This is a genomic window from Wenzhouxiangella sp. 15190, from assembly GCF_003417465.1.
Classification (GTDB): domain Bacteria; phylum Pseudomonadota; class Gammaproteobacteria; order Xanthomonadales; family Wenzhouxiangellaceae; genus Wenzhouxiangella.
This window is the reverse complement of the sequence record NZ_QVMV01000054.1, coordinates 1-14,431: the sequence shown is the minus strand read 5'-3', so window position 1 is coordinate 14,431 and position 14,431 is coordinate 1. Positions and strand designations below refer to the sequence as shown.

The window sequence follows — 14,431 nt, the reverse complement described above, 5'->3', positions numbered from 1 at the left end:
AGGTTCGAAACAGGCGGGTTCTTCCCGCTTTGCGTCCAACTCGGCCGATGGTCATGCCCCAAAAAACCGGCGCACCCCACGGTCGCCGAATCGATGGAGAAGTAGATTGATGAAGCGTGTATTGTCGCTGGCCGCCGGCCTGCTGCTGGCCGGGCCGCTGGTCGCCGAGACCTTTTCCGATGAAGATCTGGCCGTCGCGCGCGAGCTGCGCGATTCCGCTCTGGCCGGTGATGGCGGTTACGAGATCGTCGCCGATCTGACCACCCGCATCGGTCCGCGCCTGGCCGGCAGCGAGGCCGATGCAAAGGCGGTGGAGTGGGCCGTGAAGCTGTTCGAGGACATGGGCTTCGACCGGGTCTGGACCGAGCCGGCGACTTTTCCGACCTGGCATCGCGGTCTCGAGCGAACCGAAATCGTCTCGCCGGCGCACCATGAACTGGTCACCCTGGCGCTGGGCTTCTCGCCGGCCACGCCCAAGGGTGGTATCGAGGCCGAGGTGGTGATGTTCGACGACCTGGCTGCGCTCGAGGCGGCCGATGAATCCGAAGTCGCCGACCGCATCGTCTTTATCCGCAACCGCATGGAGCGCACACGTACCGGTGCCGGTTATGGTCGTGCGGTGGGGGCGCGTTCGGTCGGCAGCCGGGTGGCGGAAGAGAAGGGCGCCCTGGCGCTGGTCATCCGTTCGATCGGAACCTCTAACAACCGATTCGCCCACACCGGCATGCAGCGTTTCGATTCCGACGTGCGGTTGCTTCCGGCGGTGGCCATTTCCAACCCCGATGCCGACCTGCTCGAGCGCTTGATGGCCGGCGACGAGCCGGTGCGTATCCAGGTCGAAGTCGACGCCGAAACGGTCGAGGCCTATACCTCTCAGAACGTATTCGCCGAGATCACCGGCGGTGGAAGCCCCGAGAAAATCGTGGCCCTGGGCGCGCACCTGGATTCCTGGGACGTCGGCACCGGCGCGATCGATGACGGCGCCGGCGTGGCGATCATCACCGAGGCGGCACGCCTGATCCAGGAACTCGATCGGCGTCCGGACCGCTCGATTCGCGTTATCCTGTTCGCCGCCGAGGAGATCGGCCTGTGGGGCGGTCGCGCCTGGTCGAAAGCGCGCGAGGAAGAGATCGAGCATTATCAACTGGTGGCCGAATCCGACTTCGGCGCCGGCGAGATCTATGCCATCAGCGCACGGGTGCGCGATGCCGTCTGGCCGGTGATCGAGGCCATCCAGTCCGAGCTCGAACCGCTCGGCATCGAACTGGGCCGACGCCAGGCTTCCGGCGGCCCCGATTTCTCGCCCGCGAGCGGGCTGGGTGTGGCGGCGGTCGACCTGCACCAGGACGGCACCGAGTATTTCGATTACCACCACACCGTCAACGACACGCTCGACAAGATCGAGCCCGAAGCGCTGGCCCAGAATGCCGCAGCCTACGCTGTGCTCGCCTGGCTGGGTGCCCAGGCGCCGGTGGATTTCGGTTCGGGCGAGACCATCCTTGCCGAAGAGCGAGATCGAGAAGCGAGCGACTGAGCGCCTGGCTCAGTCCAGTGCCTCAAGCCTTGCGATCCAATGCTCGTCCCGCTCGACCTCCCGGGCCGGCGGGATGACAAGCGTGGTGTATTCCTTGTAGCGTGCTGTCGGCAGGTCGGCCAGGATCATCCAGTCGGCCCGGAACTCCTCGATCGGCAGTTGCGCGGCCTCGTAGAGAATCACCGGCGTGTCGGGTCGGTACCACTGCGAGAGCTTGTCGACCAGGACCTGGAGTCGCTCCGGGTCCGGTTCGAATCCGATACAGGCCAGGTTGCCGGCCAATGCCACCTGCCACAGCAGTACCAGTGCGGTCGGGTCGAGCCTGTGGCGATAGGCCAGCAGGCGAGTGGCCTCAATGCTCTGAACGCCCCGTGTGCCCGGGTCGAGCCCCAAGTCGGCGTAGAGGCAGGCCTCGGCCGAGATGCCCGGCTCCATGCGCGCCCGAAATCCTTCGCAGCGCACCTGCTCGATGGCTGCGTGGGGCACTTGGGCGAACACGCCGGGATGGCCGTAGAACACCGCACACACCCGTTGGCCAGCCCGCACCGAGTCGACGATCATTGCGGTCATCTGGCGATAGGTTTCGCGCCGGTCGGTACCATCGTCGTAGCAATCTGTCAGGCCGATGGCATCGGGTCGCTGGCCTGCGATCCAGTCGAAGGCCGCTGCGTCGGAGAGGACGAACAGCGCGTCGGCTTCCATGATCTCGCTGACCGCGCGCTCGCTGACGTGGCGTCCGAGCTGGATGCCGCAGCCGACCACCACCAGTTCGCCGTGTTGTTGCATGCTCAGTCGGCACCCTTCTTGTCGGCGACGACCACGGTGTTTCGACCCCTGCTCTTGGCCTCGTACAAGGCTTCGTCGGCACGCTTGCGTAAGTTCTCCAATGCTTCGCCCGCTACCAGTTCGGCCACGCCGAAGCTCATCGTCAGGGGCTTGCCGTTGCCCCCGTACTGGATTTCAGCCAGGTCCTTGCGGACCTGCTCCAGCTGCCCGAGTACCGGCTCGAGTTGGCTGTCGGGCACGCAGATGGCGAACTCCTCGCCGCCGATTCGACCCACGTGGCCGAGCCCCGGGAAGTTGGTACACAGGACACGGGCGACCTGGCGCAGCGCCTTGTCGCCGGTCATGTGACCGTGTTCGTCGTTGACCTGCTTGAAATGATCGATGTCGCCCAAGGCCAGGACCAGAGGTTGACCCCTCCGGTGCGATTCCTCGACCAGCATGCGGGCGGTGTCGAAAAAGCGCGTGTGGTTGCTGACCCGGGTCAAGCCGTCGAGTTCGGAAAGCCGCCGGTAGTGTCGCCGCTCCCGCAGCACGTGAATCAGCAAGAGCAAGAGAATCAGGAACAGGATGAGCGCGAATCCTGCGGCCAGCCAGCGCATCCGCGCCTGTTGACGACGGGATTGGGCCTCCAGTTCGGCCACGCGCTTCTGTTCCCGGAGCAGCTCGAGTTCCTGCTCCTGACGCTGCACATCGAATTCGACTTCCAGAATGGCGAGGCGTCGATTGCGGTCCTCATCCAGAAAGCGCTCGCGCGCTTCGCTATGCGCGACCATGTGTTCATAGGCCTCGGCAAATGCACCCATTTCGGCCACCTGTGAAGCGACCAGCCGGTGCAGGGCGGCTTCCCTTTCCCAGAATTGTCGCTCCCGGACCCGCTCGATCAGCGGCTCGGCGAGCTCGATGGCCGCTTCGTGTTGTCCCCTGGCGGCAGCCAGCCTGGCCTTCAAATGCTCCCCGGTGAGGACGCCATCGACCCAGACCGCCTTGCGTAAGCGTTCGAGCCCCTGGTTTATCCAGCGCTCCGCGGTGTCCAGTTCACCGTGCTCGAGGGCGACGTAGGCCAGTTCCAGTTCCACGACGCCCAGATAAACCTGATCGTTTGCCCGGCGGCAGTTCTCTAGCGCTGCAGTGGCGGCCGCTTGTGCCCGTTCGAATTGCTCGGCGTAGCGAAAGGCGACCGCTAAGGCCTGACCTGCGGTACAGCGCCGGCGGATGTTCTCGGTCCGTTCGGCGATTTCGAGCGCTTGTTTGCTATACCGGATGGCGCGCTCGTGATTGCCGACCATGCTGTGAACGAAACCGGCCAGCGTGAGGATGGGGACTTCCTCGGCCGGGATGTCGGTGTGGGGGAGCAGTTCGAGGGCGGCCTGAAGGCGCTTGAATCCCCATTCGTACTGGCCCATGTTGATCCCGACATTGGCCGCGAGCCGAAAGGCCCGAAGGCGCTGGTCGTCCGACAGCGAGCTGGCCAGCAGAGACTCGAGCCGGTCGATGGCCTCGGAATTCTCGCCCCGTAGCGCCAGGTTCCGGATATGGAGCAGGCGGATTTCCGCTCGTTGGCCCGGCGTTGCCTCGTCGAGCCTTTCCATGAGCGCATCGATGGCCGGTTGAGAAGCGGGCACGGCCTCGGTCACGCTCAGGTGTCGGGCGCGCTCAATGGCCTCCGCGATGTCCTCGTCCTGTGCCTGCGCCCCGCCCACCAGCAATGCGAGCGCCAGGCCGAGCGCGCGCAGAATCATTCGCCAGGGTGAGTGCCGCAAGATAATCGATTCAGTCGTGCGCGTTGACAGTGCTGTTGGTCAGGTGGACTTCATCCAGACCGGACAGCCGCCGAACCGCATCCAGATCCTTGCGCTTCATGGCCTCACGTGCCTCGTCGGAGAGATCCCGCTTTTCCATCACACCGTCTGGATCCTTTTCGTACTCCGCGGCAAGCTTGGCGTCACTGCCGAGGTCCTTGAGAAGTTGCTTGAGTGTTTCCATGGTTGAGCCTCCCTTGTGTTCCTGCATTCTAATTGCTTGCCGCGGCGTTTGCGATCATTCGCAATGGAACGGGATCGAGATGACGCCGAGGCGATCTTCCGGGCGGGTGCGCTGCCGAGTCCGTACCGGGGTCAATCAGGGTCGGCGATCACGACGCTGTTCCGGCCGCTGTGCTTGGCGCGGTACAGTGCCTCGTCGGCACGACGCCGGAGTTCTTCGAGCGGTTCGTCCGGCTCGAGCTCAGCCACCCCGAAGCTCATCGTCAGGGGCTTGCTGTTGCCGCCGTAGTTGATCATCTCGAGCGCCTCCCGCAAGGCGTCGAGTCTGGGCAAGGCATATTCGATCGTTTCTTCCGGCAGGCACAGCGCGAACTCCTCGCCGCCGATACGTCCGATGTTGGCCGAGCCCGGGAAAGTCTCGCGCAGTACTCGAGCCACTTCTTTCAGCGCCCGGTCACCGGCGATGTGTCCGAACTCGTCGTTGACGTGCTTGAAATAGTCGATATCGCCGAGGGCGAGCACCAGGGGGCTGTGATCGTGATGCGCCTTGTCGACCATCATGCGTGCGCTGTCGAAGAACCGGGTGTGGTTGTTCAGTTTGGTCAGGCTGTCGAGCCCGGCCAGGCGGCGGAAGTGCCGTCGTTCCCGCAGCACGCGGATCAACAGCAGGGTGAGGGTCAGAAACAGGAAGCCACCGAAGCCGTAAGCAAGCCAGCGAAGCCGATCCTGGTGGCGTCTTGACTCGGCCTGAAGCTCGCTGACCCGTTGCTGTTCCCGCAGCAGGGCCAGTTCCTGCTCGCGTGAGCGCATGTCGAAGGCAACCTGCAGATGGGCGAGCTGGCGAGCGCGTTCAAGGTCGAGAAAGCGTTCGCGTGCTTCGAGTTGCTGGCGCGTGTAAGCCAGCGCCTGCTCGTGGTTTCCTCTTCCCGTCTCGATTTCGCTGAGCATGCCATACGCTTCGGCAACGTAGTCCCAGGCCTCGTCGTCCTCGAGTGGGGAGAGGGCCTGCTCGAGTAGTTGCTCGGTCGTTTCCAGCTCGCCCTGTTCCCAGTGAAGCCGAGCCTTGTAAAACCGCGCCTCTCCCAGGCCGAACTGATAGTCGGTTTCCCTGAGCCGAGGGAGGGCCTGCCGGAACAATTCTTCGGCCCGCTCGAAGTCTCCAGTGGCGCGAAGCAGGTCGCCCAGTCCACTCTCGATAGTGCCCGTAACCAGTTCGTCACCCGTTTCTCCGCAGGTTTCGATGGCTTCACGATAGTGGCTACGCGCCAGTTCGAACATCTCGGCCGTCTTGTAGACGAAGGCGAGTCGGCCCTGGTTGATGCAAACATCGCGTGCACTGCCGTGCTTCCGGGCGAGATCGACGCTACGTTGGCCGTAGTCAATGGCCTGCCCGGTTTCCCCGATCTTGGCGTAGACGTAGGCGGCCAGGCTGAAGGGCACATTTGACGAGCCTGCCGCCTCGAGTCGCCCGGCCAGTTGCAGGGCCCGATTGAGGTAATCGAAGGTGTCCTCCCAGCGGCGCAGCAGTATGGCGATGTTGGCCGCCAGGGCATAGGCCCGGACCTCCTGTTTGCGGGTCAGTGGTTTGTCGAAGAGCTTTTCAAGCTGGCCGAGCGCCCGCTCCATATTGCCCGCCAGCGTCTGGTTACGGGCCCGGATGAGCCAGAAGTCCGCGCGTTGCTCGGGCGTGGCCTCGCCCAGGCGGGGTTCGATTTCGTCGAGCAGGGCCCTGGTCTCGCGCCAGGGCGCTGTCGTGTTCAGTTCCTGCACGCGCTCGAGCTGGCTTTCGAGTGAGGGTGGGTCCGCCGACTGCGCACAGATCATGCCGCTCAGGAGAAGCAACGCACTCGCAACAAACAGCCGGCTCGCCTGACGAGCCGGCCGGGAAAGTCGAAATGAAACTGCTACTCGCAAGCCCGGACGGTGCCGTCGGATTTGGGCGTGTCGAGATCATAGCGTTCGGACATGGTAGGCTCCCTTTTTGCTGTTTGCGCCCGCCCGCAAGCCTCCCTGACTTGCCGGCAGAGCACTTGATTATACGCATGCAATCGGGAGAAGACCGGTGCCCCGTTTACTGCTCAACCTACGCAACGTACCCGACGACGAGATCGAGGAAGTCCGTTCCTTGATGAACGAGCACGGTATCGAGTGTTACGACACGCCGCCGGGACCGTTCGGCATCACCGCCGGTGGTATCTGGCTGAAAGATCCCGATGACTACGCGCGTGCCCGCGAGTTGATGGACAGCTACCAGGCCGAACGTGCCGAGCGTGCACGAGCGCAATGGCAGGCAGCACACGAGCGGGGGGAGGCCGAGACCCTGTCGTCGATCATTCGGCGGCATCCATTGAAGACGCTGCTGATCGTGGCCGGAAGTATCTTCGTGTTGATGGTGCTGTTTTCGCCGCTGGTTGTATTCTTTCGCGCAGGCGGGTGACCAGCCACTTACTCCTCGAGGGCCGACAACATCTGGATGACGGCCTCACCGTAGCGCGCCAGCTTGTGTTCGCCCACGCCGCTGATGCCAGCCAGTTCCTCGAGCGTACGCGGCCGGGCCTCGACGATGGCCGCCAGGGTGGCGTCATGGAAGATCACGTAGGGCGGCACTTCCTCGCTGCGCGCCGTCTCCAGCCGCCATTGCCTGAGCGCCTGCCACTGGGGTGATTCCGTGTCGATCTCGACGCTGGTCTTGCGGGACTTCCCGCGCCTGGCGGGTACGGCATCCCGTCGCATCTCGATTTCACGTTCGCCGCGCAGCAGCGCGCGGCAGTCGGGCCCCAGTTGCAGGCCACCGTGTCCTTCAGGGTCGGGGACGAGGTAGCCGGCGGCCAGCAGCTGGCGCAGCACCGAGTGCCAGGTCGAGCGATCGATGTCCTCGCCGATCGCCCAGGTGCTCAGGCGGTCGTGGCCGAGTTGTTCGGCGCGGTCGGTGGGCTTGCCTGTGAGGACGTCGACCACGTGACCGGCGCCGAAGCGCTGCCCGGTGCGATAGACGCACGACAGCGCCATGCGCGCGGCTTCGGTGGCGTTCCAGGTCTCGGGCGGGTTCTGGCAGTTGTCGCAGTTGCCGCAGTCGCCCGGATGGCGCTCGTCGAAGTAGCCCAGCAGGGCGGGGCGGCGGCAGCCGGCGTGTTCGCAATAGGCCAGCAAGGCTTCGAGGCGTTCGCGTTCGAGCTTCTTCTGCCCGTCGCCGGCGCTTGACTGTTCGAGCAGCTGGCGAATCCGGACCACGTCAGCCAGGCTGTAGACCATCCAGGCATCGGCCGGCAGGCCGTCGCGGCCGGCGCGTCCGGTTTCCTGGTAGTAGGATTCGATGCTCTTGGGCAGGTCGAGATGCGCGACGAAACGTACATCGGGCTTGTCGATGCCCATGCCGAAGGCGATGGTGGCGCAGATGACCAGCCCGTCCTCGTTGATGAAGCGGTCCTGGGCGGTGCGGCGATCGCCGGATTCCATGCCGGCGTGGTAGGCAATCGCGTCGAGACCCTGCTCGACCAGCCAGCGCGCCGTCTCCTCGGTCTTGCGGCGGGAGAAACAGTAGACGATGCCCGACTGGCCGGGGTGTCGCTCCCGGATGAAGGCCAGCAGCTGCCGGCGCGCATTGCGCTTGAGCCCGACCGCGTAACGGATGTTGGGCCGGTCGAAGCTGTCGACGAACACCCGGGCTTCGCGTCCGAGCAGGCGCTCGACGATTTCACTTCGGGTGCGCTCGTCGGCCGTGGCGGTCAGGGCGATGCGGGGTACTTGGGGAAATCGCGCGGCCAGCACATCGAGCTTGAGATATTCGGGGCGGAAGTCGTGGCCCCACTGGGAGACGCAGTGCGCCTCGTCGATGGCGAACAGGTTGACCCGGCTCCTTGACAGCATTCGCAGCGTCGATTCGCGTAACAGACGCTCGGGGGCGATGTAGAGCAGGTCGAGTCGGCCATCGAGCAAATCCTGCTCGGTACGGCGTTGGGTCTCGGCGTCCAGCGAGGAATTGAGCACGGCCGCGGCCACGCCGTTGTGGGTCAGCGCTTCGACCTGGTCGCGCATCAGGGCGATCAACGGCGAGATGACGATGGCCGTGCCCGGCCGAATCAGGGCCGGAATCTGGTAGCAAAGCGACTTGCCGCCCCCGGTGGGCATGAGCACCAGCGCATTGCCGTCGCCGGCGACGTGCTCGATGATCTCGCGCTGCCGGCCCCTAAATTCGCTGTAGCCGAAGACCTGCCGCAGCAGCGTCTCAGGAGCGCGCGAGTGCTCGACCGGCGCAGTCTCGTTCATTAAATCGAATCGGGGAAGGCAAACATCGTGCTACAGACTGCCACAAACCACCCTTTGAAGGGTTGGTGATTCACCGCAGACCAAACAAAAAACCCCGGCACTGTGGCCGGGGCTTCGATGCATACGGGCGTTGCTATGGGCGCATGCATAGGGACTAGAAGGTCCTGGTTCCAGGCAAGGCGCGGGGCGGCTGGTAAGCGCAGCGTACCTTCAATGGTACGTGAGCATTGCCAGCCGCCACGCAACGCCGCATGGGGCCAGGAGATTCGGTCCCGGTGGTTACATCATTCCGCCCATGCCACCCATGCCGCCCATACCACCCATGTCCGGGGCGCCGCCGCCGCCTTCATCCTTCTGCGGGATTTCGGCAATGGCGGCCTCGGTGGTGATCATCAGGCCGGCGACTGAGGAGGCGTTCTGCAGGGCAGTGCGCGTTACCTTGGTCGGGTCGAGAATACCGGCATCGATCATGTCGACGAATTCACCGGTGGCGGCGTTGTAGCCGTAGTTGCCCTCGCCCTCGGTGACCTGGGCCAGGATGACGGACGATTCACCGCCGGAGTTGGCCACGATCTTCCTCAGCGGCTCTTCCATGGCGCGCAGGGCGATCTTGATGCCCAGGGTCTGGTCTTCGTTGTCGCCGGTGAGGTTCTCGATCGCCGCGCGGGCACGTACCAGGGCAGTGCCACCGCCGGGGACCACGCCTTCTTCGACGGCCGCACGGGTTGCGTGCAGGGCGTCTTCGACGCGGGCCTTCTTCTCCTTCATCTCGATTTCGGTAGCGGCACCGACCTTGATCACGGCCACACCGCCGGCCAGCTTGGCCACGCGTTCCTGTAGCTTTTCGCGATCGTAGTCGGAGCTGGCGTCCTCGATCTGGGCACGGATCTGGCCGACCCGGCTTTCGATCGCGGCCGCGTCGCCCGAGCCGTCGATAATGGTGGTGTTTTCCTTGTCGATCTGGACCTTCTTGGCCGAGCCGAGCTGGTCGACGGTGGTCTTCTCCAGGCTCATGCCGACTTCCTCGGAAATCACCTGGCCACCGGTCAGGACAGCCATGTCTTCCAGCATTGCCTTGCGGCGATCACCGAAGCCGGGCGCCTTGACGGCGGCGACCTTGACCGTGCCGCGCAGGTTGTTGACCACCAGGGTGGCCAGGGCTTCGCCCTCGATGTCTTCGGCACAGATCAGCAGGCTCTTGGACTGCTTGGCCACGCCTTCGAGAATTGGCAGCAGCTCGCGCACGTTGGAGATCTTCTTGTCGTGCAGCAGGATGTAGGGGTTTTCGAGCTCGACCTGCATCGTCTGCTGGTCGGTGACGAAGTAGGGCGAGAGGTAGCCGCGGTCGAACTGCATGCCTTCGACGACCGACAGTTCGTTGTCGAGCGACTGGCCTTCCTCGACCGTGATCACGCCTTCCTTGCCGACCTTGCCCATGGCCTCGGCGATGATCTTGCCGACTTCCTCGTCGGCGTTGGCCGAGATGGTGCCGACCTGGGCGATGGACTTGTCGGTGTCACACGGGGTCGAGAGCTTCCTGAGTTCTTCGACGGCGGCTCGCACGGCCTGGTCGATGCCTCGCTTGAGGTCCATCGGGTTCATGCCGGCGGCGACCGACTTGACGCCCTCGCGCAGCATGGCGTGGGCCAGCACGGTTGCCGTGGTGGTGCCGTCACCGGCCTCGTCAGAAGTCTGGGAAGCGACTTCCTTGACCATCTGTGCACCCATGTTCTCGAACTTGTCTTCCAGTTCGATTTCCTTGGCGACCGACACGCCGTCCTTGGTCATGGTCGGCGCACCGAAGCTCTTCTCGAGCAACACGTTGCGGCCCTTGGGACCGAGGGTCACGCTGACCGCGCGGGCCAGTACGTCCACGCCCTCGAGAATCTTGTTACGGGCTTCTTCAGAAAATTTGATTTCTTTGGCGCTCATGATTGTTTTCCTCTAAATCTTGAGTCTTGGGATGTCAGGTTGATTTGCAGGCGGTCGTATCAGGACTCGACGACGGCCATGATGTCGTCTTCACGCATCACCAGCAGTTCGTCGTCGTCGACCTTGACCTCGGTGCCGGAGTACTTGCCGAACAGCACCGTGTCGCCTACCTTCACATCCAGCGCACGCTGTTCCCCGTTGTCGAGGATCTTGCCGTTGCCGACCGCGATCACCTCGCCGCGAATCGGCTTTTCGGTGGCACTGTCGGGAATCACGATTCCGCCGGGGGTGGTGCGCTCTTCTTCAACGCGCTTGACGATGACGCGATCATGCAAAGGACGCAGTTTCATGGGTTTTTCTCCCTGTGACTAACTATGTGTTTGTGATTAATGGCAGGTCGCCCGGATTGGCCCTTGGCCTACCGGATGACCCTGCCTGACCTGGGGCGCGTTCCGACAAAAACGGATTTTGTCGATGCGGCGCCGACACGCATTGCGAAATGGAGCCCGCCGACGGGCATTTCAAGGCTTTCGAGTCCACCATTTTTGTGCCGGCGACGGCGGCCTGTCAGAATAGCCGGAATTTGACTGGACTGAACGGAGGCGGATTGATCATGAACGACGATATTTGCCTGGTGCTTACGACCTGTCCGGACCGTGAGACGGCTGAACGACTTTCGGCCATGCTGGTCGAACAACGGCTGGCTGCCTGTGTGTCGGCCGGTGCGGAAGTGGTTTCGACCTATCCCTGGCAGGGCCGGGTCGAACACGAGAGCGAGATTCCGCTGACCATCAAGACCACCCGGGCGAGGGTGAGCGCGCTCGAGCACGAGCTGGTAGCGCACCACCCCTATGACGTGCCGGAACTGCTGGTCGTGCCGGTCAGCGACGGACTGGACGATTACACCCAATGGATTCGGGACTGGATTCAATGAAGACATCACTCTCCGGGCTTGCCGGCCTGGTTGCCCTTCTTGCCTGCCTGTGGCCGCTTTCGGCCACTTCCCAGGTCAACTCCGACGACCTGCTGCCCCTGGAAGAAGCCTTCGCGCTCGAAGCGAGCGTCGAGGACGATGCGCTGGTTCTGCATTGGGAGATCGCCGAGGGGTATTACCTCTATCGCCACGCGTTCGAGGTCGAGTCGACGCGGGAAGCCGTTGTGCTGGGCGAGCCGGATATTCCACCGGGCGAGCCGACGGTCGACGAGTTCTTCGGCGAGACCGAAACCTATCGTGATTCCGTGACCGTTCGCGTACCCGTCGAGCGCGCACCCGCCGGCGGTGAGCTGACCGCACGCGTCGCCTTCCAGGGCTGCGCCGACCTGGGCGTTTGCTATCCGCCGCATCGCCAGGAGATCAGCGTTCCGATGCCGGCCGCAACGGGTTCATCGGCGGCTGGCGGCGCCAGCTCGTCGCTCGCGGGCAGCGACAGCGGGTCCGGCAGTGCGCTGGGCACGTTGCTTGGAGAGCAACGCCAGGCCCTCCCGGCCGAGCAGGCGTTTCGTATCGAAGCGATCGCCGATGGACCGGACGCCATTTTGCTGCGTGCTACCGCGCAGCCCGACTACTACCTCTACCGCGAGACGTTTTCCTTCCGGGTCGCCGATTCCGACGTCGAGGTAGCCGGTGCCGAACTGCCCCCCGGCGAGCCCAAGACCGACGAGTACTTCGGCGATACCCGGGTCTATTTCGGGGAGGTGGAGATTCCGCTGAAGCTGGCCCGGCCGGCAGGCGGCGAGCGCGAGATAACGCTGGAGACGGATTTCCAGGGTTGCCTCGATGAGGGCATCTGCTATCCGCCGATGACGCGCAACATCGCGGTCACGCTGCCGCCGGCCGAGCAGGCGACGGGTCTGGCGGAAAACGACGAAGTTTCTGCCGGGGTCGGGCCGAGGGAAGCCACAGAAGAAGTGGTTGAAACCGCGCTGCCGCAGTCCGAGCAAGACCGCCTTGCCGCCGCCCTGGGCGGGCGCCCGCTGGTGGCCATGGGGCTGTTTCTGCTGGCCGGCATTCTGCTTGCCTTTACCCCCTGCGTCTTTCCGATGGTGCCGATCCTGTCGGGCCTGATCGCCGGCGAGGGGGACCGCATGACCACCGGTCGGGCCTTCCGCCTGTCGCTGGTCTACGTGATGGCCATGGCCCTGGTCTACACGATGTTCGGTATCGTCGCCGGCCTGTTCGGACAGAACCTGCAGGCCGTGTTCCAGAACCCGGCGGTACTGGTCGCTTTCGCGCTGCTGTTCGTGGCGCTGTCGCTGGCCATGTTCGGGTTCTACGAACTGCAGTTGCCCTCGAAGCTGCAGACGCGTCTCAACGAGATGTCCAACCGTGCCGAGGGCGGTACGCTTATCGGGGCGGCGATCATGGGCGCGCTGTCGGCCCTGATCGTCGGCCCCTGCGTGGCTCCGGCCCTGATGGGTGCCCTGATCTACATCGGCCAGACCGGCGATGCGGTACTCGGCGGCCTGGCGCTTTTTGCCATGGCCATCGGCATGGGCATTCCGCTGATTGTCTGGGGTACCTCGGCCGGCAAGCTGCTGCCGCGCGCCGGCGTCTGGATGAATGCCGTCAAGGCGGTGTTCGGGGTCGGCCTGCTGGCCCTGGCGATCTGGATGCTCGAGCGGGTGCTGCCGGGCGCGGTCATCATGCTGTTGTGGGGCGCGTTGGCCATCGGCTGTGGCGTCTACCTGGGCGCACTCACGCGCCTCACGCCCGAGGCGAGCGGTTGGCGCAAGCTCTGGCAGGCCCTGGGTGTCATGTTGCTGGTCGTCGGTATCGTGCAGTTCGTCGGCGCGCTGTCCGGCGGCCGCGACTGGATCCGGCCGATGCATCACATGGCAGGCACGGGCGGCGGGGCTGCCGTGGCGGAATCGCCGACCTTCCGCGAGGTCGAGACCCTCGATCAGCTTCAGGCCGCCGTGGCGGCTTCCGACCGCCCGGTCTTTCTCGACTTCTACGCCGACTGGTGCGTGGACTGCGTGAGGATGGAGCGGCGCACCTTTCCCGACCCGGCCGTGGCCGAGCGGATGGCCGGCTTCACGCTGCTCAAGGCCGATATCACCGCCTACAACGATGAGCACAAGGCCATGCTGCAGCACTTCGATCTGATCGGTCCGCCGGCCTACCTGTTCTTCGCCGACGGCGAGGAACTGAAGCAGTACAGGATGTTCGGCTTCCTCGGGCCGGACGAATTCCTGCCGCTGCTCGACGAGGTTGCAAATTGAGCAGTTGGCGACTCTGGGTTTCGGTGGTGGTGCTGGGCTTCCTGCTCGGCACCGCGCTGGCCTGGGTGACCAACAACACCCGGGCGCCCGAGCCGCGGGCGGAATCCGGCCTTGAAATCGGTGAGGCTCACCCCGGCTTCAGCCTGCCCGACCTCGATGGTGAGCGAGTGGTCTCCGAGCGCTTCAAGGGCCGGACGATGCTGGTCAACTTCTGGGCGACCTGGTGTGCACCCTGCCGGCGCGAGATGCCGGTCCTGCAGGCCGCCAGCGAGCGCCACGGCGAGGCGCTGGCCGTGGTCGGCATCGCCCTGGACGATCCCGAGCCGGTTGCACGCTTCATCGACGAGGTGGGCGTGGACTACACCATCCTGGTCGGCCAGGACGCGGTGCTGGACACGCAGAGCGAATGGGGCAACAGCGCCGGCGCCATGCCGTACACCGTGCTGGTCGATGGCGAGGGTATCGTGCGGTGGCGGCATTACGGCGAGGTGACTGCGGAGGAACTGGAAGAGGCGCTGGCGGGGGTGATTTAGAGAGTGTGAAGTGTTAAGTGTGAAGTGTTAAGAATCAATGAGATGGCTCTACACGGACCACAACACCCGCAAGCCGCAAAATTCAAAACCTGAACTCCCAGCCTAACGCCCGCCACTTCACACTTCACACTTCACACTTCACACTTCACACTTCACACTTCACACTTCACACTTCA

General features: G+C 64.3%; 12 protein-coding genes. 5 read left to right on the top strand and 7 right to left on the bottom strand.

Going from position 1 to position 14,431, the window contains the following annotated elements:
• Positions 1 to 109 precede the first annotated feature (109 nt).
• Positions 110 to 1,534 carry a M20/M25/M40 family metallo-hydrolase gene (locus DZK26_RS13970; protein ID WP_116898579.1) on the top strand — a complete coding sequence of 475 codons (1,425 nt, stop codon included), beginning with the start codon at positions 110 to 112 and terminating at the stop codon, positions 1,532 to 1,534.
• A 9-nt stretch (positions 1,535 to 1,543) separates the two neighbouring features.
• Here the strand turns inward: DZK26_RS13970 and DZK26_RS13965 are convergent, their stop codons facing one another.
• The 4 genes from DZK26_RS13965 to DZK26_RS13950 form a co-directional block, all read right to left on the bottom strand.
• Complete coding sequence (locus tag DZK26_RS13965; protein WP_116898578.1) at positions 1,544 to 2,320, bottom strand: SAM-dependent methyltransferase; 777 nt, start codon at positions 2,318 to 2,320, stop codon at positions 1,544 to 1,546.
• A gap of 2 nt (positions 2,321 to 2,322) precedes the next feature.
• The gene (locus DZK26_RS13960; RefSeq protein ID WP_116898577.1) at positions 2,323 to 4,059 is read right to left on the bottom strand and encodes a diguanylate cyclase; all 1,737 of its coding nucleotides are present in this window, start codon (positions 4,057 to 4,059) and stop codon (positions 2,323 to 2,325) included.
• A 31-nt stretch (positions 4,060 to 4,090) separates the two neighbouring features.
• Positions 4,091 to 4,303: a hypothetical protein gene (locus tag DZK26_RS13955; protein WP_147306681.1), complete on the bottom strand. Its 213-nt coding sequence runs from the start codon at positions 4,301 to 4,303 to the stop codon at positions 4,091 to 4,093.
• A gap of 131 nt (positions 4,304 to 4,434) precedes the next feature.
• Positions 4,435 to 6,126 (bottom strand): diguanylate cyclase, encoded by a 1,692-nt coding sequence (locus tag DZK26_RS13950; protein WP_116898575.1) that lies wholly within the window; start codon positions 6,124 to 6,126, stop codon positions 4,435 to 4,437.
• 238 nt (positions 6,127 to 6,364) lie between these two features.
• On the opposite strand from DZK26_RS13950, the gene DZK26_RS13945 reads away from it, so the two are divergent.
• Positions 6,365 to 6,739: a DUF6164 family protein gene (locus DZK26_RS13945; protein ID WP_116898574.1), complete on the top strand. Its 375-nt coding sequence runs from the start codon at positions 6,365 to 6,367 to the stop codon at positions 6,737 to 6,739.
• Positions 6,740 to 6,747: 8 nt separating this feature from the next.
• On the opposite strand, the gene recQ is transcribed toward DZK26_RS13945, so the two are convergent.
• The 3 genes from recQ to groES form a co-directional block, all read right to left on the bottom strand.
• Complete coding sequence (gene recQ, locus DZK26_RS13940; RefSeq protein ID WP_116898573.1) at positions 6,748 to 8,568, bottom strand: DNA helicase RecQ; 1,821 nt, start codon at positions 8,566 to 8,568, stop codon at positions 6,748 to 6,750.
• A gap of 279 nt (positions 8,569 to 8,847) precedes the next feature.
• Positions 8,848 to 10,500 (bottom strand): chaperonin GroEL, encoded by a 1,653-nt coding sequence (gene groL / locus DZK26_RS13935; protein WP_116898572.1) that lies wholly within the window; start codon positions 10,498 to 10,500, stop codon positions 8,848 to 8,850.
• 59 nt (positions 10,501 to 10,559) lie between these two features.
• Complete coding sequence (groES, locus tag DZK26_RS13930; protein WP_116898571.1) at positions 10,560 to 10,850, bottom strand: co-chaperone GroES; 291 nt, start codon at positions 10,848 to 10,850, stop codon at positions 10,560 to 10,562.
• A gap of 263 nt (positions 10,851 to 11,113) precedes the next feature.
• Between groES and cutA the strand changes: the two genes are divergently transcribed.
• From cutA to DZK26_RS13915, 3 genes are read left to right on the top strand one after another with little or no spacing between them, the layout of a single operon-like run.
• Entirely contained in the window at positions 11,114 to 11,434 is a 321-nt protein-coding gene (gene cutA / locus DZK26_RS13925; RefSeq protein ID WP_116898592.1) for a divalent-cation tolerance protein CutA, read from the top strand.
• Entirely contained in the window at positions 11,431 to 13,722 is a 2,292-nt protein-coding gene (gene dsbD / locus DZK26_RS13920) for a protein-disulfide reductase DsbD (RefSeq protein WP_116898570.1), read from the top strand. The genes cutA and dsbD overlap by 4 nt, the downstream gene beginning before the upstream one ends.
• On the top strand, positions 13,719 to 14,255 hold the full coding sequence (locus DZK26_RS13915) for a TlpA family protein disulfide reductase (RefSeq protein WP_181918416.1): 537 nt from the start codon (positions 13,719 to 13,721) through the stop codon (positions 14,253 to 14,255). Before dsbD ends, DZK26_RS13915 begins: the two co-directional genes overlap by 4 nt.
• Positions 14,256 to 14,431 lie beyond the last annotated feature (176 nt).

Coding starts and splice junctions, on each gene's coding strand:
- dsbD (WP_116898570.1), top strand. CDS start 11,431: ATGAAGACATCACTCTCCGGGCTTGCCGGCCTGGTTGCCCTTCTTGCC.
- DZK26_RS13950 (WP_116898575.1), bottom strand. CDS start 6,126: ATGATCTGTGCGCAGTCGGCGGACCCACCCTCACTCGAAAGCCAGCTC.
- recQ (WP_116898573.1), bottom strand. CDS start 8,568: ATGAACGAGACTGCGCCGGTCGAGCACTCGCGCGCTCCTGAGACGCTG.
- groL (WP_116898572.1), bottom strand. CDS start 10,500: ATGAGCGCCAAAGAAATCAAATTTTCTGAAGAAGCCCGTAACAAGATT.
- DZK26_RS13965 (WP_116898578.1), bottom strand. CDS start 2,320: ATGCAACAACACGGCGAACTGGTGGTGGTCGGCTGCGGCATCCAGCTC.
- groES (WP_116898571.1), bottom strand. CDS start 10,850: ATGAAACTGCGTCCTTTGCATGATCGCGTCATCGTCAAGCGCGTTGAA.
- DZK26_RS13955 (WP_147306681.1), bottom strand. CDS start 4,303: ATGGAAACACTCAAGCAACTTCTCAAGGACCTCGGCAGTGACGCCAAG.
- DZK26_RS13960 (WP_116898577.1), bottom strand. CDS start 4,059: ATGATTCTGCGCGCGCTCGGCCTGGCGCTCGCATTGCTGGTGGGCGGG.
- DZK26_RS13970 (WP_116898579.1), top strand. CDS start 110: ATGAAGCGTGTATTGTCGCTGGCCGCCGGCCTGCTGCTGGCCGGGCCG.
- cutA (WP_116898592.1), top strand. CDS start 11,114: ATGAACGACGATATTTGCCTGGTGCTTACGACCTGTCCGGACCGTGAG.